15 protein-coding genes are annotated in these 21,135 nt (G+C 38.1%); 10 read left to right on the top strand and 5 right to left on the bottom strand.

Annotation, left to right across the window (positions count from 1 at the left end):
• Nucleotides 1-10: 10 nt before the first annotated feature.
• The 3 genes from trhA to rnr all read right to left on the bottom strand — a co-directional run bounded on the left by trhA (nucleotide 11) and on the right by rnr (nucleotide 5,997).
• Complete coding sequence (gene trhA, locus L6469_RS09115; RefSeq protein ID WP_006282928.1) at nucleotides 11-667, bottom strand: PAQR family membrane homeostasis protein TrhA; 657 nt, start codon at nucleotides 665-667, stop codon at nucleotides 11-13.
• Between the two features lie 51 nt (nucleotides 668-718).
• The gene (locus L6469_RS09120; RefSeq protein WP_036858001.1) at nucleotides 719-3,178 is read right to left on the bottom strand and encodes a glycoside hydrolase family 2 TIM barrel-domain containing protein; all 2,460 of its coding nucleotides are present in this window, start codon (nucleotides 3,176-3,178) and stop codon (nucleotides 719-721) included.
• A gap of 602 nt (nucleotides 3,179-3,780) precedes the next feature.
• On the bottom strand, nucleotides 3,781-5,997 hold the full coding sequence (gene rnr, locus L6469_RS09125; protein ID WP_027453240.1) for a ribonuclease R: 2,217 nt from the start codon (nucleotides 5,995-5,997) through the stop codon (nucleotides 3,781-3,783).
• 82 nt (nucleotides 5,998-6,079) lie between these two features.
• Here rnr and L6469_RS09130 point away from each other — a divergent pair, with 82 nt between their 5' ends.
• From L6469_RS09130 to L6469_RS09170, 9 genes are read left to right on the top strand one after another with little or no spacing between them, the layout of a single operon-like run.
• Nucleotides 6,080-7,075, top strand: a complete 996-nt coding sequence (locus L6469_RS09130) for an NAD-dependent epimerase/dehydratase family protein (protein WP_027453241.1) — start codon at nucleotides 6,080-6,082, stop codon at nucleotides 7,073-7,075.
• 21 nt (nucleotides 7,076-7,096) lie between these two features.
• Nucleotides 7,097-8,056 (top strand): phosphatase PAP2 family protein, encoded by a 960-nt coding sequence (locus tag L6469_RS09135; protein WP_006283409.1) that lies wholly within the window; start codon nucleotides 7,097-7,099, stop codon nucleotides 8,054-8,056.
• 40 nt (nucleotides 8,057-8,096) lie between these two features.
• Nucleotides 8,097-9,431, top strand: coding sequence for a tRNA (N6-isopentenyl adenosine(37)-C2)-methylthiotransferase MiaB (gene miaB, locus L6469_RS09140; protein ID WP_027453242.1), 1,335 nt, complete (start codon nucleotides 8,097-8,099; stop codon nucleotides 9,429-9,431).
• A gap of 52 nt (nucleotides 9,432-9,483) precedes the next feature.
• Nucleotides 9,484-11,325 (top strand): ABC transporter ATP-binding protein, encoded by a 1,842-nt coding sequence (locus L6469_RS09145; RefSeq protein WP_006283543.1) that lies wholly within the window; start codon nucleotides 9,484-9,486, stop codon nucleotides 11,323-11,325.
• A gap of 12 nt (nucleotides 11,326-11,337) precedes the next feature.
• Nucleotides 11,338-13,332: an LTA synthase family protein gene (locus L6469_RS09150; protein WP_006283542.1), complete on the top strand. Its 1,995-nt coding sequence runs from the start codon at nucleotides 11,338-11,340 to the stop codon at nucleotides 13,330-13,332.
• A gap of 6 nt (nucleotides 13,333-13,338) precedes the next feature.
• Nucleotides 13,339-14,331 (top strand): glycosyl transferase family 90, encoded by a 993-nt coding sequence (locus L6469_RS09155; RefSeq protein ID WP_006283541.1) that lies wholly within the window; start codon nucleotides 13,339-13,341, stop codon nucleotides 14,329-14,331.
• Entirely contained in the window at nucleotides 14,328-15,272 is a 945-nt protein-coding gene (locus L6469_RS09160) for a lysophospholipid acyltransferase family protein (protein WP_006283540.1), read from the top strand. Before L6469_RS09155 ends, L6469_RS09160 begins: the two co-directional genes overlap by 4 nt.
• Nucleotides 15,273-16,412, top strand: a complete 1,140-nt coding sequence (locus tag L6469_RS09165) for a glycosyltransferase family 4 protein (RefSeq protein ID WP_006283539.1) — start codon at nucleotides 15,273-15,275, stop codon at nucleotides 16,410-16,412. It begins immediately after the preceding gene.
• A complete protein-coding gene (locus tag L6469_RS09170; RefSeq protein ID WP_006283538.1) occupies nucleotides 16,409-17,131 on the top strand; it encodes an LPS glycosyltransferase in 723 nt (240 codons plus the stop codon). The genes L6469_RS09165 and L6469_RS09170 overlap by 4 nt, the downstream gene beginning before the upstream one ends.
• Before the next feature lie 12 nt (nucleotides 17,132-17,143).
• Here the strand turns inward: L6469_RS09170 and L6469_RS09175 are convergent, their stop codons facing one another.
• The gene (locus tag L6469_RS09175; RefSeq protein WP_006283537.1) at nucleotides 17,144-17,974 is read right to left on the bottom strand and encodes a LicD family protein; all 831 of its coding nucleotides are present in this window, start codon (nucleotides 17,972-17,974) and stop codon (nucleotides 17,144-17,146) included.
• A 100-nt stretch (nucleotides 17,975-18,074) separates the two neighbouring features.
• Nucleotides 18,075-19,868 (bottom strand): LTA synthase family protein, encoded by a 1,794-nt coding sequence (locus tag L6469_RS09180; protein ID WP_081456352.1) that lies wholly within the window; start codon nucleotides 19,866-19,868, stop codon nucleotides 18,075-18,077.
• 331 nt (nucleotides 19,869-20,199) lie between these two features.
• Here L6469_RS09180 and L6469_RS09185 point away from each other — a divergent pair, with 331 nt between their 5' ends.
• Nucleotides 20,200-21,129, top strand: coding sequence for a glycosyltransferase (locus L6469_RS09185; protein ID WP_006283535.1), 930 nt, complete (start codon nucleotides 20,200-20,202; stop codon nucleotides 21,127-21,129).
• Nucleotides 21,130-21,135 lie beyond the last annotated feature (6 nt).

Below are 21,135 nucleotides of genomic sequence, written 5' to 3' on the forward strand. Positions count from 1 at the left end.
GTGATGCTTTTTAGATATACTGCATGAGAATATCCCATACAGCAATAATATGACAAATACTACCCATGAGTACGAAGAAGTGAAATACGGTATGCATGTATTTCTTTTTGTTTAAACTGTAGAAGATGGCTCCAGTGATATAGCTAACTCCTTCTGCAACTATCCAAACGAAAGCTGCTGTGGAAAGTGCGTTGATAAGTGGCTTGAATGCAATAAGGACCAAAAGCCCCATACCTACAAAAGCAATAGTTTCGAGATTACTGTGGTCTTTTAGGTTGACGAAACTCATAATGGTGCCGATAATGGCACAGAGCCAAATAAAGATAAAAATGCTCCATCCCCAATAACCCTGATCGCGCATAGCTATCAATGTGATAGGCGAATAACTGCCGGCAATATGCCAATAGATGGCAGCGTGATCCCATTTGCGTAGCCTTTCTTTCCATTTGCTCCAGGCCGAAAGACTGTGGTAAATGGTTGAAGCTGCATAGGAGCATAACATGCCGAAAAGATACAAAATGACCCCTGCTGTAGCCCAACCATTGTGGCATGAGAAACACCAATAGAGAAAAATGATGCCAAATACAATGCCTAAGAGAATGCCTCCTGCATGCGACCAGCTATTCCATAACTCCTCTTTATGGTTAAAATGTATCTTGATTTTCATTGTAGTTATACTCCTATACTTTTCTAAGAATGAATTAATCTATTAATAGGTTTATCTTGTGCTAATTTGTAGTGTTTGAGAAAGTTTTCGCTTGGCATCGACAACCTTTACGTTGATGTTGCCCTTGTTTTTATTGCTCTGTACGACAAGTACCAATTGACCAGCAAAGAGTTTCATGGTAGGCTTGGTAAATACTTCAAGCGAAGTAGCATCACCATTGCAAACTCCCTTGAACTGTCCGTCGCCTGTAACTTCGAATGTAAGTTGATCAGTAGCGTAAGGGATAAGGGTACCGTCTTTATCAGTAAGCGAAACGGTGATATAGCTCAAATCGTTGCCATCGGCTGCAATTGTTTTACGGTCTGCTTCGAGTAAAAGTTTAGCAGGTTTGCCAGCAGTCTTCATGGTCTTTTCGTCAGCCTTATGCCCATTTTTGTCGTAAACTACTACTTTTACTTCTCCTGGTTCGTATACTACGTTATCCCACATTAGACGATAGCGCTTAGCTCTAGCTTGAGCGTCTATACTGTTTGCAGCTCTGCCGGTATGTATTTCGCCTTGTACGCCTATAGCTTTGCTGATTTTTCCTTGGCTTTTACCATTGATAAAGAGTTCTGCAGTAGGATAGTCTGTATAGCAGAATATTGGGGTAATTTTTCCTTTGCGTTCGGGCCATGTCCAGTGGGGCAGGAGGTGAATAGTATGGTCTTTCTTGTTCCAAACGGAGCGATAGAGGTAGTAACGGTCTTTAGGAAGTCCGGCTAAGTCACAAATACCGAAATAACTGCTTCGTGAAGGCCAATAAGTATCGTATGGAGATGGTTCGCCTAAATAATCAAATCCAGTCCACACAAATTGACCGATAGTATAATTTACATCCTCATCAGCGATAAAATCTTCTTCTGGCAGATTGCTCCATGAGCACCATTGGGTATCGTAACTATTTACTTGTCCGTCTGGATAAGTTTTATGGGCTGTCCATTCTACAGGAAACTTATATACACCACGTGAACTGATGGTAGAAGCTGTCTCAGTACCTAGAATAAATCCTTTTGGCAGCTGTTTGATATTACGGCCATATTTATATACGCGGTAGTTGAAACCAGGAATATCCATCGCCTGAGCAAAACCAGATTTTAGTGCATTCTCAGCTTTGTCCATACCCTGGGTAACAGGGCGACTAGGGTCTAACTGATGCAGAATATTCTGTAAATGTACGGAGAGCTTGCGTCCTTCTTCGCTCCACTGCTCTGGAATCTCATTGCCGATGCTCCACATTACGAGTGAAGGATGATTGCGATGATTCAAGGCGAGGTTGGTAATATCTTTATCGGCCCATTCTTTGAAAAATCTAGAGTAGCCATTCTTGCATTTAGGATAGACCCACATATCGAAACTTTCAGCCATAACCATCATACCTAAAGAGTCATATACTTCCATCTGCATGGTAGAAGGCATGTTATGAGAGGTTCGAATGGCATCGCATCCCATATCTTTGAGAATACGAACTTGACGGATAAGAGCTGCTTTATTGACAGCTGTTCCTAGTGGACCTAAATCGTGGTGTAAGCATACACCCTTAAACTTTCGTTTTTGTCCATTAAGCATAAAGCCGTTTTCTTTATCGAAGGAGAGGGTACGTACACCTAATTTGTCAATGGTCTCATCGATAAGTTGATTATTCTGATAGAGTCGGGTGACAACCTTATAAAGGTAAGGTGACTCTGGACTCCAAAGTTCAGGCTTCTTGAAATCTAAATCGGCGTGTATCTTACCTTCTCTTGTAACATCAGCATGGTTGGCTGCAATGAAACTACCTTTTGCATTATAGATGGTAACTTCTGCTGAGAGATTCTTCTGGTAGTTTGCGCCGTCAATTTGTGTATCTATACTAACGATGGCCTCTTGTGTATTGGCTTTAATGGTACGAATGTATGTGCCCCATCGGTTGATAGCTGTGTTGCCTGTAAGAATCAATGTCACTGGGCGATAGATTCCTGCACCCGGATACCATCGGCTGCTTTCTTCAACATTCTGGAGCTTTACCTCGAGCGTGTTCACAGATCCATTGTGATGAATAAACGGGGTAGCATCTATCTCGAAAGCATTATAGCCGTATGGCCAATAGCCTGCTTCTTGACCATTAATATATACAGTTGGTTCGGCCATGGCACCGTCAAAGTGAAGCAGGGCCTTATTATATTTAGTGGGAACAGTAAAGGTGGTTTTATACTGGCCTTTGCCAATCCAAGGCAGAGCGCCAGAACGACCAGATTTTTCACTCTTTTCTGTTTCGCCATTTTGTGTGATGGCCACATACTGTAAGTCCCACTTCTTATTAAATGGTCCACTGATGGCCCAATCGTGAGGAATGGTTACGTTTACCCATGTTTGGCCTTCGTGTGAAAACTGCCAGTTATTTTGCAGATTGATTTCCTGTCGGCCTTGGGCAAAAATCAAACAGGTATACAAAACTGCTGACCATAGGATAGATGTCCTTTTAAGATACATATTTTTAGATATTATTTGGTTTTTACTAGATTATCATTTCTTTTTTACGGTGAATGATTGGAAGTGCAAAATAAGCAAAAATTCGCAAAATATCGGTATCAAATTAGCGTTTTAAGGCTTTTGAACAATTTTTTATGGGTTTTTGGTAAAAAATCATAGGCTGAATTACATCATTTTTTGCACCTTTGCTCTAGTAAAACCTATCCAAGCGAATACTCAATAAATATATAAAGAGACGCAATCCTTCAAGTGATTCATATGGATAAATAACGTTTAGTAAATCAATAATTTGACAATTTACAGACCTAATGAATAAACTACTTTTTATATACGCCTGTTAACTTTACTATAGTGTAAATAGTAAGGTAACAGATATTGAAGTCTTGATGTAGATGAAATTATATCAAGAGACTTAAAAAAAATTATATACAATTATCGGAGCAGAAACTCCAAATCTTCAACATGGTGTGAAAATCGTTCGTACAACATATAAGAACGGTACAGTTAAGGCACAGAAAAAAGTGCTTCAGTAAAGGTATGTGAAACACACAACAATAAAGCCTGGCAGAATAGATCCTGTCAGGCTTTTATTCTTGAAGAGGTTATCTCTTATTCTTCTTGTTTTCATCGTAGATGGTAAAGTCGAGCTGCTTTTTCTCTAAATCAGTACGGGCTACCTGAATCTTGATAGCATCTCCTAACTGATATTTGTGATGACGGCGACGTCCAATGAGACAGAAGTTGCGCTCATCGAAGTCATAATAGTCATCTTGTAAATCGCGCATAGGTACCATACCTTCGCAATGGTTTTCATCGATTTCTGCATAAATACCGAAGCTGGTGATACCACTGATATGAGCATCGTAAACCTCTCCCAATTTGTCGCCCATAAATTCAACCATCTTGTATTTGATAGAATCGCGCTCTGCACTTTGAGCTACTAGCTCCATTTCAGAACAGTGCTCGCAAAGTTCCTCGTAACGCTTCTCGTTAACACTTCTTCCGCCTTCGGCATAACGAGTGAGCAGACGGTGTACCAAAGTATCAGGATAACGTCGAATTGGCGAAGTGAAGTGGGTATAGTAATCAAATGCCAAACCGAAGTGACCGATATTATGTACGCTATACTTCGCCTTCATCATAGCACGAAGGGCTACCATCTGAATCATGTTAGACTCAGGCTTCTTGCTCACTTCCTCCATCAATTTATTTAAACTGCGAGCTGTAGCTCCCTTGGTACTGGTGCTTTTGAGTTTGTAGCCAAATTTGACCACGAATTCGCGTAAGGTTTCTAATTTAGTAGGATCTGGATTGTCGTGTACACGATAAGGAAGTACCTTTGCTTTTTTGGCACGAGCGACCTTGCCAATACTCTCAGCAACAGTCTTATTGGCTAGAAGCATGAACTCCTCAATCAGTTTATTGGCATCGTGGCTACGTTTAAAATAACAACGAGTAGGTTTGCCCTTTTCGTCTACATCAAAGTGGAGTTCCTCGCGATCGAATTTTACACTACCATTCTTGAATCGGTTGGCGCGAAGTTTCTTAGCCAAACGGTCGAGCATGATAAGAATGGTAGCATTCTCGCCTTTGTAACCATCTTTCGGAGCTTTTGGAGCAGGTTCGCCAGTACCATCTATCACTCCATTGTATTCGAGAATTTGTTGAACCTCTTCGTAAGCATAGCGACGATTACTCTTGATAACAGTATGAACTATACGATATGCCTTGATATTTGCTTCGTCATCGAGATTAAAGATGACACTATAAGCCAGTTTTTCTTCGTCTGGACGAAGTGAACAGATAAAATTGCAAAGACGTTCGGGCAACATCGGAATAGTACGATCTACCAAGTATACACTGGTAGCACGCTTATAAGCTTCCTTATCGATAACCGAACCCTCTTTGACGTAGTGTGATACATCGGCAATGTGAACCCCCACCTGATAGAGACCTTTATCCAACTCCTTGAACGACAAAGCGTCGTCGAAGTCCTTAGCATCCTTGGGGTCGATGGTACAAGTGAAAACATCTCGAAAGTCTTCACGCTCAGCCAAATCTTTCTCGGTAATCTCACCAGTAATCTGATTAGCTGCTTCCTCTACATTCTTTGGATAAATGTATGGTAGGCCATATTGAGCTAGAATAGTATTCATTTCGACATCATTGTCACCTGTAGCACCTAATATATCAACGACTTCGCCCAACATATCTTTATGTTCGGCGCTAGGCCACTGTGTAATCTTTACTATAGCCTTATCATCGGTTTTACCTCCTTTCAACTTACGTTTAGGGATAATGATATCGTGTGAATAGATATTATTCGGTGTAACCAAATATGCCAAATCCTTGCCCACATGAAGACGTCCTACAATAGTATTCTTACTGTGCTCGAGAATTTCGAGTACTTGTGCTTCTCGAATATGATTTTTGCGGCGAGCCAATAAAGCTACACGTACACGGTCGCCATTAAGGGCGAACATCGAATTTCGTTCTGATACGAAAATTGGAGTCTCGTCATTATCTGGCTTTACAGCGTTCTTTCCATTTGTTTTACGAATGAAAGTACCTTCAAGTAACTGTCCCTTGGTATTGAGCTGGTATTTGTTATCCGCAATCTTCATCAAATAATCATCCCAAGCCATTTCTTCCATCACGTCGATAGCCAGCATCTTCAACGGATGGGTGTCCAAGTGAAGCATGTGGAAAATATCTTTGAAAGAAAGTACCTCGTCAGGATGCGATTGGAAAAGATTGAGCAATTTCTCTGTCAATTGTTTCTTCGTGAGGCGCTTGCCTCCTTTTTTACCCTTTCCCATAGCTAAAATGTCTTTTAATCATTATTATATGCAAACTTACAAAATAATTCGTATCTTTGCAAGCGAAACATAAAAAAAATAAATGAAAATTCTTGTAACCGGAGCATCTGGTTTTATTGGTAGTTTTATAGTTGAAGAAGCCCTTAATAGGGGCTTGGAAACTTGGGCTGGCGTTCGTAAATCGAGTAGTCGTCGATATTTACAAGACGAGCGTATCCACTTCATAGAACTTGATCTCTCAGATAAAGAAAAACTGAAACAGCAGTTAGCTGATACAAATTTTGATTATATTGTTCATGCTGCAGGTGCAACAAAATGTCTGCATCAGGAGGATTTTTACAAAGTGAATACAGAGGGTACCATTAATCTCGTAAAGGCTATCTTGGAGCTGAAAATGCCTTTGAAACGATTGGTATACCTGAGTTCACTTAGTGTGTTTGGAGCTGTCCGTGAAGAACAACCTTATCATGAAATCGAGGAAAATGATGTACCTCATCCGAATACAGCATATGGTAAAAGTAAACTCGAAGCTGAAAAGTTCTTGGAATCTGTGAATGGACAGTTATCTTATATCATTCTTCGTCCTACCGGTGTGTATGGTCCGAAAGAAAAAGATTATTTCATGATGGCTAAGAGTATTAAGCAGCATATCGATTTCTCTGTAGGCTTTAAGTGTCAGGATATTACTTTCATATATGTACTCGATGTTGTTCAGGCTGTGTTCCAGGCTTTGGATAGAGGCAAGAGCGGTAGGAAATACTTCCTGAGTGATGGTAAAGTATATCAGTCTACAGAGTTTAGTGATCTGCTCCATGCAGAAATGGGTAAACCATGGTGGTTGCGTATTAAAGCTCCTATCTGGGTGCTTCGTGTAATTACTTTTTTCGGTGAATACTATGGCCGGCTGACGGGAAAAATGACAGTACTCAATAACGATAAGTTTAACATTCTGAAGCAGCGCAATTGGCGATGTGATATCGAACCCGCTGTAGATGAACTTGGTTTTCACCCACAATATCAGTTGAAGCGTGGTGTGAAGCTAACAGTAAAATGGTATCAAGAAAACGGTTGGCTTTAATAGGCCATCCTTTATGGTGAAATGATGTTTTTAGAATACTTTAAAATAGAGAAGAATCCTAAAAGGGGGCTTTTGGCTTTAGAATGGGCTGTGTTGGCCTATATGGCTTTTACCCTGTTGATGATTTTCTTTACCTATACTCGTCTTCATAATCCACAATCTATGATTTGGGGGCGAGTGCAGATATTGGTAATGACCCTGTTACTTTGGGCCGTATATCGTATGGTTCCTTGTCGTATGACTAAGCTTATGCGTATTGTACCACAGTTAGGTCTTTTAGCCTGGTGGTATCCTGATACTTATGAGTTGAACCGTATTTTCATGAATATGGATTATATTTTTGCCGGCTGGGAGCAGAGTCTCTTTGGTTTTCAGCCTGCATTGGTATTTGCTAAAAATTTTCCATCGCACATTATTAGTGAATTGATGGATATGGGCTATTTTATGTATTATCCGATTATTGCTTATGTAGCTCTATATTATTTCTTTCTGAAATATCAGGAATTTGAACGTTGTACTTTCATTTTGATGGCAGCATTTCTGATTTATTATGTCATCTTTATTTTTGTACCCGTAGCAGGTCCAACCTTCTATTATGAAGCAGTAGGCCTTCATGATATCGCTAATGGGGTGTTCCCCGCATTAGGTGATTATTTCAATACACATACAGATTGTTTGCCAAGTCCAGGTGATCCTGATGGTCTGTTTTATCGTCTTGTAGAGGATGCCAAAGATGCAGGTGAACGACCTACTGCTGCATTTCCAAGCAGCCATGTGGGCATCAGTACAGTATGCATGCTGCTTGCAATACATACGCGTAAGAAATGGTTAGTGTATAGTATCCTTCCAATCTATTTGTTCCTGTGTATGGCAACAGTATATATTCAGGCACATTATCTCATCGATGCTATAGCAGGTATGGTATCTGCTGTAGTCATTTACTTCGTCTTGCTTTTTGCAACGAAGAATTTGCGTAATTAATTTATTTTCAGTAACTTTGCATCCCAATTTAAGGTAAGAAATGGATAAAAAACTTTTTATAGAAACATACGGTTGTCAGATGAATGTGGCCGATAGTGAAGTCGTTGCATCAGTTATGAAGATGGCCGGTTATGAGACAACTGATAATGAGGATGAGGCAGATGCCATTTTCCTCAATACATGTAGTGTGCGAGAAAATGCAGAAAACAAAATTTTTAACCGTTTAGAAACCCTCCATGCAGAGCAGAAGAAGGGTCGTAAGGTTATTCTTGGTGTGCTGGGTTGTATGGCAGAGCGTGTAAAGGAAGATTTGGTGCAGAACCATTATGCTAATTTAGTATGTGGACCAGATTCTTATCTTAATCTACCAGAGATGATAGCCAGTTGCGAATTGGGTCAGCCTGCAATAGATGTTGAACTCTCTAAGACAGAGACTTATCGTGATGTTATTCCACAGCGTATTGGTGGTAACCATGTAAGTGGTTTTGTTAGTATTATGCGTGGTTGCAATAATTTCTGTCATTACTGTATCGTTCCTTTCACAAGAGGGCGTGAGCGTAGTCGTGATGTAGAAAGCATTCTGCGTGAGGTAAAAGATTTGCATGATAAGGGGTTCAAGGAAGTAACCCTTTTAGGTCAGAATGTAAACAGTTACGGTCTGTTACCTAATGGTAAGCGTCCTGAGAATGGTACTTCTTTTGCAGAATTACTTCGCAAGGTCGCTGAGTCTGTGCCAGATATGCGTGTACGTTTCACCACATCTAATCCTGAGGATATGACAGAAGATATTTTACAGGCTATTGCTGATGAGCCAAATTTGTGTCATCATATCCACTTCCCTGCTCAGAGCGGAAGCGACAAAGTTCTGAAACTGATGAATCGCAAGTATACCCGCGAGAAATATATGAAAACTATTGATGCTATTCATCGTATTATCCCTGATTGTGGCATTACTACCGATGTTTTTGTAGGTTATCATGATGAAACAGAAGAAGATTTCCAGCAGACATTGTCACTGATGAAAGAAGTAGGTTTCGACAGTGCATTCATGTTTAAATACAGCGAACGCCCTGGTACTTATGCTGCAGAACACCTGCCTGATAATATATCAGAAGAAGAAAAGATTCGTCGTTTGAACGAATTGATTAGCTTGCAAACCCAAATCAGTGCAGAGCAGAACAAGAAGGATGAAGGCAAGGTATTTGAAATTCTTATCGAGCGATTTGGTAAGCGCGACCGTAATCAACTTATGGGCCGTACTCCACAAAACAAAGCCGTTATTATGGCTAAAGGTAATCATCATATTGGAGAATTTGTCAAAGTGAAGATTACAGGTTCTACTTCTGCAACTCTCTTTGGAGAAGAAGTAAAGTAAAAAACTGTAAAACGCTTTGCAGTTTTGCACATTTGGTGTATATTTGCAAGATATGAAAGAATTTTTACAAGTACTGAAAAGATTTGTCCCACCATATAAGCGTTATCTCGCTTTTTCTGTGATATTCAATATTTTATCAGCAATATTGAATATCTTTTCATTTGCAGCTTTAATACCAATACTGCAAATTCTTTTCCAGGTGGATGGTGGAATTCGTGCCAATGATTTGATGCCATGGGCCTTTGATAAGGAAGTCTTGCTGAATAACTTGTCTTATTATGTGCAGGATATGATACTGGAAACTAGTGCAACCACAGCTCTGCTGGTGATTGGCTTTTTCCTAGCTTTTATGACTTTTTTGAAAACTGCAGCCTATTTCCTTTCTTCTGCTACAATGATGCCTATACGTACAGGTGTAGTTCGAGATATACGAAATCAATTATATCAGAAGATTACCTCACTCTCTTTGAGTTTTTTCAGTGAGGAACGTAAGGGTGATATTATTGCTCGTATGAGTGGTGATGTGCAAGAAGTAGAGAATAGTATTATGTCGAGTCTGGATATGCTATTTAAAAATCCAGTCTTAATCGTAATTTATTTTGGTACATTGATGGCCATCAGCTGGCAATTAACTCTGTTTACTATTATTTTTGTACCGGTTTTCGGCTGGTTTATGGGTGTTGTTGGTAGAAAGCTAAAAGCTCGTAGTGCCTATGCACAAACTTTATGGAGTGATACCATGAGTCAAGTAGAGGAAACGCTGGGTGGACTTCGTATTATTAAAGCGTTCAATGCAGAGGAGAAAATGAACAAGAGATTCGATAGAACGAATTCTTCTTATCGTGATCATATTCTTCGTGTAAACGTGCGACAGCAGATGGCTCACCCTATGAGCGAATTTTTAGGTACTGTTATGATTATGATAGTGCTCTGGTTTGGCGGAATTTTGGTATTAAACAAGGCTGTACTTGATGGTCCTACTTTTATTTACTATTTGGTAATTCTTTATAGTATTATAGCTCCATTGAAAGAATTTTCAAGAGCGGGATACAATATCCCAAAAGGATTGGCCAGCATGGAGCGTATTGATCAGATTTTAAATGCTGAAATCGAAATAAAAGATAGTCCTAATCCTAAGCATATTAAAACATTAGAACATCAGATTGAGTTTAGACATGTCTCTTTTGCGTATACAGATCGACAGACCCAAGAACTGAAATATGTGCTGAAGGATATTAATTTGATAATTCCAAAGGGACATACTGTGGCATTGGTAGGACAGAGCGGTAGTGGTAAATCTACTTTAGTAGACTTGATACCTCGTTACTATGATGTGCAAGAGGGAGAAGTGCTTATCGATGGTATCAATGTAAAAGATTTAGGTGTGCAAGATTTACGTTCACTTATTGGTAATGTAAATCAGGAAGCTATACTCTTTAATGATACTTTCAAGAATAATATTAAATTTGGTAAAGATAACGCTACAGATGAAGAGGTCGCTAATGCAGCTAAGATAGCTAATGCATTCGAATTTATTCAAGAATCAGAAAATGGCTTTGATACCAATATTGGTGACCGTGGAGGTCGACTTTCTGGTGGTCAGCGTCAGCGCGTGAGTATCGCCCGAGCTATTTTGAAGAATCCACCTATCTTGATTCTTGATGAGGCAACATCAGCCTTAGATACAGAGAGTGAGCGATTGGTACAAGATGCACTTACCCATTTGATGAAGACCAGAACGACAGTGGCTGTAGCCCATCGCCTTTCTACCATAAAAAATGCCGATGAAATCTGTGTGCTTCATGAGGGTATCATCGTGGAACGTGGCACACATGAAGAATTGATAACCAAAGATGGTTATTATAAGAAGTTGCATGATATGCAACAAGTTTAAACGAGTTTTAGTATGAAACGAGTACTTAAATCAACTTTTGGTTCGCCTATTGCTTTGATTTTGAATATAGCTCTAGCTTATCTTATTTATTTCTTAGCTAGAGTTACCTTTTTTTTAGTTAATTATAGCTATTTTGCAGATGGCTTAGCATCCACCCCAATCAGTCATTGGTTGAAGGGTGGATTGGTGTTTGATACTTCTGCTATTCTTTATACTAACGGTCTCTATACATTACTGATGCTATTTCCGCTTTGGCTAAAGGAAAATCGAGTATATCATCAGGTATGTAAGGGGATTTTTCTTGTCGTTAATGGCTTTACACTGGTCATTAATCTAGCTGATTCTGTCTATTTTCCTTTTACACTTCGTCGTACAACGGCCTCTGTGTTTAGAGAATTCGACAATGAGAATAACATAGCAAGTATAGTTCTGAATAATACACTTACGCATTGGTATCTGGTGGTCGTTTTTGCGGTAGTTATGTATTTGGTATGTAAGCTTTACGTTATGCCACGTACTGATGCTAAGCATTATATGACGGCCAAGTATAGATGTATTTATTCTGTTATTCAGTTGGCTTGTCTAATTATTGCTGTTGTGGCAACTATAGGCGGAGGTCGAGGTGGCTTAAAGGGTGATGTTCGTCCAATTACGATTAGCAATGCAAACGAGTATGTAGACCGACCTACAGATTGTGCCATAGTTCTCAATACTCCTTTTGCTTTTATCCGCACCTTGGGAAAGGCAGACTTTGTGGTGCCAGATTATTATCATTCACTTGAAGAATCGTCTAAAATATATGAACCGATTCACCGTCAGGAGTATCTTTCCTCAATGCTATATGATATTCCTTCGAAAGTGCAGAAAAAGAATATTGTAATTCTTATCGTCGAAAGTTTCGGGCGTGAATATATTGGTGGCTTTAATCATGATTTCTTTGAAGGGAAATACAAAGGCTATACGCCAAATGTTGACAAGATTATCGAGAAAAGTCTAGTGTACCGCTATTCCTTCTGCAATGGTCGTAAAAGCATAGATGGTATGCCTTCTGTATTGAGTAGTATACCTCGTTTTGGTGAACCGTTTATTTTGACACCTGCGTCAATGAATATCTATACAGGAATACCAGGATTATTGAGCAAGTGGGGATATCAAACAGCCTTCTTCCATGGAGCCAAACGCGGTTCTATGGGATTTTTGGCCTTTGCCAAGAAAATTGGTTTTCAAAATTATTATGGGCGTGAAGATTATGATAGTGATAGCCGTTTTGGTGGGGAGGCTGATTTTGATGGTAACTGGGGTATATGGGATGAACCATTTATGCAATACTACTGTGCAAAGATGGGTGAAATGAAACAGCCTTTTATGACAGCAATCTTTACTGTATCTAGCCACGATCCGTTTGTAGTGCCAGAAAAATATAAGAATGTCTATCAAGAAGAACATCTTCCTATCCACAAATGTATACGTTACACTGATATGGCTATTGGCAAATTTTTTGCATCGGCCAGCAAACAGAGTTGGTTTAAAAATACGATTTTTGTGATTACAAGTGATCATACCAATCAGAGTGACCATGAGCAGTATAAGACCGATATTGGCGGTTTTTGCTCACCGATTATTATATATGACCCTTCAGGTGAAATCAAAGCTCAGCGTATAGATGGTATAGCTCAGCAAATTGATATTATGCCAACGATACTTAACTATATTGGTTATCCCAATACTTATATGGCTTTTGGCGTAGACTTACTTCGTACACCTGCTCAAGAAACTTGGGCTGTTAACTATCTTAACGGTATTTATCAGTATGTGAAGTATGGTTATGTAATGCAGTTTGATGGTAAGACGACCAAGGCTATGTATAAATTAACAGATTTGTTCATGAAGCATAATTTGATAGGTAAAGTTCCAGAACAGAATAAGATGGAAACAGAGCTGAAAGCAATGATCTATCAATACATGTATCGTATGGTGAATGATAAACTTTTGCCAGCACAAAAATAAAGAAATATGAATAAACGAAAAATTTATTACACACTTCATAGTGGAAAGAATTCTAAATTAAAGTATTATATCCTATCCTATCTGTCAATCTACACACCCCATTGGCTGAAAGCATGGAATCGTCGTCGTATTTTGAAATCATTGGATAAGCGAGAGGATAAAGCGTATATTTTGGATCGAGTAAATTATTATAATCAACTGACCAGTGCTGATTTTCAGCCGGAAAAGTTTCAAGAAAAATCGCTTATGTTGAAAGATCAGCTTATGACAGGCCAAAAAGTTTACTATCTTGATTCATATAGCTACGCCAAGAGTTTCCCTTTAGAGAATCGTTGGTGTCTATTGCCAGGTGATATAACTTATATACCAGAAGTACCTTCTATTGTTAAAAGTCGACCTTTACAGCAGAATCAGGAAAATTCAGTGCTTTTGAATCTAGACAAAGTTCGTCATTTCTTATTTGTTCATGATAAAAAGAAATGGGCAGAAAAGAAAGATATGGTCATCTTTAGAGGTATGATACAGGAGCATAGTCATAGTATTTTAAAAAAGAATAGGTATGACTTTATGAAAATGTATTATGGGGATGCATTGTGTAATCTTGGAGTGATAGATAAGCAATATCCAGAATGGTATACTGAAAAGTTAACGATAGGTGAACATTTGGATTACAAGTTTATCATGGCACTTGAAGGAAATGATGTGGCGAGTAACCTGAAGTGGATTATGTCTTCCAATTCGATAGCAGTGATGCCAAGGCCTACTTGTGAGACTTGGTTTATGGAAGGAAAGCTCATTCCAAATTATCATTATATAGAAATAAAGCCAGATTTCTCTGATCTTAAAGAACGTATCGCTTATTATCTAGGACATCCTAAAGAGGCTGAAGCGATAGTTCGTCATGCACACGAATATATCAACCAGTTTAGGAACCGGAAACGTGAAGATTTGATTTCTTACTTGGTATTACAAAAGTATTTTGATATTACGAACGCATGAAAAAAAAATTATCCTATATCGGATACCTGTTAGCCTATGGCTTTTGGTTTGTCATGTCGCTATTACCATTGAAGGTATTGTATATCTTTTCAGATTTACTGTGCTTGCTGATAGCCGACGTTATAAGATACCGTCATCAGGTAATATGGAAAAACTTGAAATCTTCTTTTCCTGAAAAAAGCGATGAAGAATTAAAGAAGATAGAGCGGGGATTTTATCATTATTTCTGCGATTATCTTGTAGAGACAATCAAACTCATGACGATGAGTAAGGAAGAACTCTGCAAACGTATGACATTTACAGGTTTGGAAGAATTCAACCAAGCGATATCAGAGGGCCAGTCAATGGCAGTCTACTTAGGTCATCTAGGGAATTGGGAATGGATTACCGCAATGCCTTATTGGGCGCCTGGAGCCTTGTGCTGTCAGCTTTATCATCCTTTGGAAAATGAATATTTTGACAAATTGTTTAAATACGTCAGGGAGCGTCAAGGAGCTTTGTGTATTCCGATGCAAGAGTCTTTACGTAAGATTATTCAGTTTGAGCGTGAAGGGAAACCTTTGGTCGTAGGATATATAGCTGATCAGGTACCCATGTGGTGGAATATGCATCATTGGCTCAACTTCTTGAATCATGATACACCAGTATTGACTGGTGCAGAGCGCATAGTAAAACATACTAAACAAGCCTTTGTGTATGGTGATGTAACTCGTGTTTGTCGAGGTCATTACAATTGTGAGATGAAAGTTATTCACCGTGACACCAAGGTTATACGTGATTTTGAGATAACAGATATTTATTTTCAAGAACTCGAAAAAACAATTCGTAGACAACCTGAATTATATCTTTGGAGTCATAATCGGTGGAAACGTACACGTGAAGAGTTTAATGAAAGATTTGAAGTTGTTAATGGTAAAGTTGTTCCTAAAAAGAAGAAATAAATGAAAATAGGATACGATGCAAAACGAATAGTCAGAAATGGAACAGGGTTGGGCAGTTATAGTCGTACACTAATTAATTCTTTAGCGGCCATCGATCATAATGATGAATTTTTCCTCTATGCGCCTGATCAGGGGAAAGATGAATTGCGCAATCAGATAGAATTCCATGAAAATGTGATTTTTAAATATCCAAATGGAACTAATGGTAAATGTAGTTCTTCTATTTTTTCGAAAATCAAAGCTAGCTTGTGGCGTAGTAGAGGTGTTGTGAAAGATCTTAAACGGGATGGGGTAGAGATATATCATGGATTATCTGGTGAATTGCCTATAGGACTAAAAAAAACAGGTATAAAGAGTGTGCTGACTATACATGATCTTATTTTTCTTCGTCATCCAGAATATTATCATTGGATAGATGTGCAACTCTACAAACGTAAGTTTTATCAATCCGTGAAAGAGGCCGATCGTATCATAGCTATCAGTGAATGTACTAAACGTGATATACTTCATTATAGTAATTTTCCTGCAGATAAGATTGATGTCATCTATCAGAGTTGTGGTACCCGTTTTAAAGTTACGGTTTCAGAAGAACAAATTCAAGAGGTCAAAAAAAAATATAACCTTCCTGATACCTATATCTTGAATGTGGGTACAATAGAGGAACGTAAAAATGTATATCTAGCTATTCAATCCTTAGAGAAACTTCCTAAAGATTTTCATATCGTCATTGTTGGACGAAAAACTCAGTATTATCGTGACATCATGAAACGTATACAAGGTAAATCGTATGCCACTCGTGTCCATTTCCTTTCGGGGGTGCCTAATCATGATCTTTATGCTATCTATCAGCAGGCTCAATGCTTTGTATATCCTTCTCGTTATGAAGGTTTTGGTATACCTATTATTGAGGCTATTCAAAGTGGATTGCCAGTTGTAGCAGCATTGGGCAGTTGTTTGGAAGAAGCTGGTGGAGAGGCTTGTCTATATGTAGATCCTGATGATGTAGAGGGGATGAAAAATGCTATATTGTATTGTATTGAACATCGGGAGGCGTTGAATCGTGCAAGTCGTGAATATGTGCGTAGGTTTGAAAATAGTGATGTAGCAACTCAAATTAGTAATGTATACATAAGTCTATGATAAACTCAAAAATATTGGTTCTTCATGTGAAAAAAGGATATGAAGACCGACAGAAGCATATTGAAAAAATGATGAAAAGCTGGGGATATTCTTTTGAGTATATTCTCGATGGTGATATGGATGATCTCAATCTAGAGTTTGTTCATCAATATTTTACTGGAGAGATGGATTGCATTTCACCAGCTACTTCCGTTGCAACTAAACATCTTAAGGCTGCAAGATATATTGTAGATCATCAATTAGATGGCGCCTTGATTTTGGAAGATGATATGCTTTTGTATCCTAACTTTGAAAAAGTATTTAATCAGTGTCTATCTGAAATACAAAATCGTCATCTTGCAACGGCCCTTATTTCTTTTGAGGACAGTAGTCTACATTTTGTGCCAGGTTCTCAGCGTAAAAAGGGCCAGCATTTGTATATAGCCAAAAGAGATCGATTTGCAGGTGCTTTGTATTGCACAAGAGAAGCTGCCGAACTTATACTTCAGCATGTACGTGAAAATCGATGTGATATGCCGATAGATTTATATCATACATCATTGATACAGCGAGCAGGGTTAAACTATTACTGGTGTCATCCGTGTATAGCAACTCAAGGCTCTCATACGGGTCTGTTTGCATCTTCAATTAATGAAAAAAGTGCAAAAAAGAAAACGTATCGCCGTTTAACCTGGAATTTGAAACTTGCCTATAAGAAATTATTGTATTATTTGAGATAAAAAAATAAGAACTCAAAGAGAGTTCTTATTTTTTTTATAATAGTCTTTATATGAATTTTCTAAGTCTAAGTAGTGAAAATTATGTTGACGCTGATGTTTTTCATCTGGAAGCGTCATATAATCGCCATATTTATTGCTCAGATAAGCCTCGTAGTGTTCTACACCTAATAATGTAGTATTTTCGAAAGTAAAGGCTGTAGGATGTCCTAAAATGTTTTTATTCATTACTCCTTTCATTCCGTCATCATAATCAGCAACAAGTATGTTGTTATCATAGCTGTATTTATGAAGTAGGGTACGAATTTTATCCTGTACACCCTTTAAAGTATAGAATTTTCTGCATAAAAGAGGAATCCATGAACTAACTCCATGACCGTGTTTATAAGGATCACGATAAAGCAGATAAAGCACCTTTTTCCAATATTGATATTGTGTGAATTGCCAATGGCGGGCTATCCATTCAGTTGGTACACCATCAATAGGAAAGACATCAAGATATATACCACCAGTATAATGCATGTGAGCCCGTTCTATTAATGTAGTATTTGCATCTTGAATTTTAGCAAAAGGCAAAGGATAGTTAGCATCATTTTCGCTGCAAATCATTTCATATTGTTGTGGTAGCCATTCTTTGCAGTGGGCAATCAATTTGTCATAATCAGCTCTTGGCATGGCGATATCCATATCATCATCCCATGGAATAAAACCTTGATGCCGTACGGCACCTATCATGGTACCAGCCCATAGATAATAAGTTAGTCCATGACTTTTACAAGTTTCATCAAGTGCTTTACAAATGCCTAAAATCTTATCATGTACAGTTTGTATATTATAATCGGCCATTTTTATAGTTTAATTTCACCCATATTTGAAATATATTTTGCAAAGGTAGAAATATTTAACGAAATATGCTCTACTGGGTAAGTATTTTATGCGCATTCATTTATCTTGCAGCAATGTCATCGTATAGTTTTTGTAAATAGGCTTTTCCTTGTGGAACGAGTGATTTGTAGTTACCACTCTTAGTAACAACTTTTTCATTCTTGTTATTGAAAATTACGTATTTGTCCTTCTTGGCCATTCCCCATGCATCAGGAACAGTAAAGAATGCAAAATGAGGTATAGATGTCGCTAGCATATTCTTACTAAATTTCATATCACTATGATCTATAGATAGTTGCCCTAATAAGGTAGCTGCGATGTCTTGCTGTGATCCGTATGTTTCTATTTTTTGATGACCAGTGATGGCGCCACCTGTCCAAATCATCGGTATTTCATATCGATAGATATGGAAATTATCGATAGTTTCAGGATAGCATCCTAAGTGATCTGGGATAAATATGACGAGAGCATTATCCCACTTTTGACTTTTTTTAAGTGCTGTAACAAATTTGCCAATGCAGTCATCGGTATAGTTGAAGGCATTCAGCACTTTGTTGTTTAATTTATGATATGGAACATCAAAAGGCTCGTGAGAACTGCTAGTTTGCAATACCCACAGTCTAGGCTTTTTGTCTTGTTCGGTGAGTTCCTCCTCCATGCGTTGAAAAACGAGATGATCTGGTACCCCCCATTTACTTAGTCTGTCTTTTACAGGAAAATTAATATCGCTAGTAATATCCGTGAAATCCATGCTAACAAGATAAGATCTCATGTTCGTGAAATCAGCATCGCCACCATAAAAATATTTCAATCCGTATCCTGCTTGAGCTAATTTTTTACCGATAGAAGGAAGGGTATTGGTCTTTTTAGGATATTTCATAAGACTCATAGTTGGCTGAGCAGGATAGCCACTAAGAATCGCCAAGGTACCTCGGTCAGTTCTGAAACTATTGGCGTGCATATTCTCAAAATAAATGCCTTCTTTTGCTAATTTAGCCAATTGGGGTGTTGCTCCTGTTTTCATGACGGAATCAGAAAAGCTTTCTAAAATGACAATGTATATATCCGGACGTTTGGTAGAGAGAATGGTTTTCATCCCTTTATCGCTTGTGTTAATTAGACCGTTCATGATACGGTTGGCTTCCTGATTGTCCATGAAACGATATTGCCCAGCAAAATCATTTTCTTTTATTATACTTTCGAAGAGACTGAATGCTGGATTGACAGCAGCATGATTAAGCTCCATTTTCTCACTGAAATAAGCAGTACCCGTATTTTGTGTAGATACTGTTATTCCACCTCTTATAGGAATGATTAGCAATCCTGTGAATATGATAAGTATGACGGTAGATATTATCTTCTTTTTATTGTTATATGTGGGAGTGATAGCTATAAGAGAATGGCATTTATTCAAAAACAAATAGGTCATGTAAATGAACACGAAAGTGACTAAAAGGCCAATGGCTACAAAGCCGAGACTGACACTAGAAATCGCATCCTTAGGCGATGAAAGAAAATAGAAAAGAGGGGTTGAATCTAATGGGAATCGCCAAAATTTATAAAGTATGATATTCAGACAAAATATGGTAATCAGTAGGCTTGCTGTAATGCCATTGTATATAGTGAAAGCCTTTTTGAGATACTTAGAATCAGACCATATAGATACTACTAGCAGCAATGCAGGAATAATCATTAAATATCCAGCAATTGTAAAATCAAGCGAAAGTCCGTGATAAATAACTTTGGTACAATCTGTAAAATACTCAGTGTCATTACAGTATAATGCTGTAAATATTGGTTTTTGTAGAATGCTCGGTATCACTAGGGAAAAATAAGTCAGAATGAATCTGAGCATTTGTTTTCTATAATAATGTTGTGTTGATTGCTCTTGAAGATTTTCCATTGATTTCTATTCCTTTTGATTTATGTATGCAAAATTACAAAAATAAAATGAATCGGCTTGGAAGAGATGATGATTTCTAAATATTTATAGATGTTAATTAAACTTGAAATAATGATGTTACATGTGCTTTAGTGATAGTAACGGATACTTAATGATATTATTAAGTAATGCTGATAGTTTTGGCAAAGATATATTTTTTTTGTACTTTTGCTAAGGTTTTAATGACTGCATGAATATGATATTGTATTTGGAAGTTGAACGATAGAATAATTTTAGTAAATAGATGAATATTACAATAGTTAAAGATACGATTCTCCCAGTAAAACATTATGGTGGTACCGAACGTGTAATTTGGGCTTTAGGTAAGGAGCTTTCTGCCATGGGGCATCAAGTAACGTTTTTGGTACATTCCGGATCATCATGTCCTTTTGCTAGAGTAGTAGCTATTAATCCCAATATGAGTATTGGTAAGCAGATTCCTGGGGATACAGATATTGTGCATTTTAGTGATACCGTTTATGAAGAAAACCTTAAACAACCTTATGTTGTTACGATAAATGGTAATTTACCTCAAGGAACAACAATTTCTCCTTACTCGATATTTGTATCGGCTGATCATGCCAAGCGTTATGGTAGCAGCTCTTATGTATACAATGGCTTAGATTGGGATGAGTATGGAGCTGTTAATTTATCTCTTACACGTAATCATTTCCATTTTTTAGGCAAAGCTGCATGGAAAGTTAAAAATGTGAAGGGTGCTATACGCATTGCAAAAAATATTCCTCATGCTCATCTTGATGTATTGGGTGGATATCGTCTGAATCTTAAGATGGGGTTTCGCTTTACTTTAAGTCCGCGTATTCATTTTCATGGTATGGTTGATAATGTAGAAAAGCAACAGATTATTCAACAGTCAAAGGGCCTGATTTTCCCGATATTGTGGGATGAGCCATTTGGCCTTTGCTTGATAGAGTCTCTTTACTATGGTTCTCCGGTCTTTGGTACACCAAGAGGGGCTTTGTCAGAGTTAATACCATCTGAAGTCGGATTTTTAGGTGATGAACAAGCAATAATAAGTCACCTTCAGAACCTACCTAGTTATTCTTCAAAACTCTGCCATGAATATGCTGCAGATCAATTTAATGCAAAGGTGATGGCGATGGCCTATTTAGATAAATTTGAACGTGTACTTAATGGGGAAACATTATTGTAGTTGATA

This window comes from Segatella baroniae B14, from assembly GCF_022024235.1.
Taxonomy (GTDB): domain Bacteria; phylum Bacteroidota; class Bacteroidia; order Bacteroidales; family Bacteroidaceae; genus Prevotella; species Prevotella bryantii.

What these genes read in the sequence shown, in the direction of transcription:
- L6469_RS09160 (WP_006283540.1), top strand. Translation starts at nt 14,328, where the DNA reads ATGAAAAAAAAATTATCCTATATCGGATACCTGTTAGCCTATGGCTTT.
- L6469_RS09165 (WP_006283539.1), top strand. Translation starts at nt 15,273, where the DNA reads ATGAAAATAGGATACGATGCAAAACGAATAGTCAGAAATGGAACAGGG.
- rnr (WP_027453240.1), bottom strand. Translation starts at nt 5,997, where the DNA reads ATGGGAAAGGGTAAAAAAGGAGGCAAGCGCCTCACGAAGAAACAATTG.
- trhA (WP_006282928.1), bottom strand. Translation starts at nt 667, where the DNA reads ATGAAAATCAAGATACATTTTAACCATAAAGAGGAGTTATGGAATAGC.
- L6469_RS09130 (WP_027453241.1), top strand. Translation starts at nt 6,080, where the DNA reads ATGAAAATTCTTGTAACCGGAGCATCTGGTTTTATTGGTAGTTTTATA.
- L6469_RS09155 (WP_006283541.1), top strand. Translation starts at nt 13,339, where the DNA reads ATGAATAAACGAAAAATTTATTACACACTTCATAGTGGAAAGAATTCT.
- L6469_RS09170 (WP_006283538.1), top strand. Translation starts at nt 16,409, where the DNA reads ATGATAAACTCAAAAATATTGGTTCTTCATGTGAAAAAAGGATATGAA.
- L6469_RS09120 (WP_036858001.1), bottom strand. Translation starts at nt 3,178, where the DNA reads ATGTATCTTAAAAGGACATCTATCCTATGGTCAGCAGTTTTGTATACC.
- L6469_RS09145 (WP_006283543.1), top strand. Translation starts at nt 9,484, where the DNA reads ATGAAAGAATTTTTACAAGTACTGAAAAGATTTGTCCCACCATATAAG.
- miaB (WP_027453242.1), top strand. Translation starts at nt 8,097, where the DNA reads ATGGATAAAAAACTTTTTATAGAAACATACGGTTGTCAGATGAATGTG.
- L6469_RS09180 (WP_081456352.1), bottom strand. Translation starts at nt 19,868, where the DNA reads ATGCTCAGATTCATTCTGACTTATTTTTCCCTAGTGATACCGAGCATT.
- L6469_RS09150 (WP_006283542.1), top strand. Translation starts at nt 11,338, where the DNA reads ATGAAACGAGTACTTAAATCAACTTTTGGTTCGCCTATTGCTTTGATT.
- L6469_RS09135 (WP_006283409.1), top strand. Translation starts at nt 7,097, where the DNA reads ATGATGTTTTTAGAATACTTTAAAATAGAGAAGAATCCTAAAAGGGGG.
- L6469_RS09175 (WP_006283537.1), bottom strand. Translation starts at nt 17,974, where the DNA reads ATGGCCGATTATAATATACAAACTGTACATGATAAGATTTTAGGCATT.
- L6469_RS09185 (WP_006283535.1), top strand. Translation starts at nt 20,200, where the DNA reads ATGAATATTACAATAGTTAAAGATACGATTCTCCCAGTAAAACATTAT.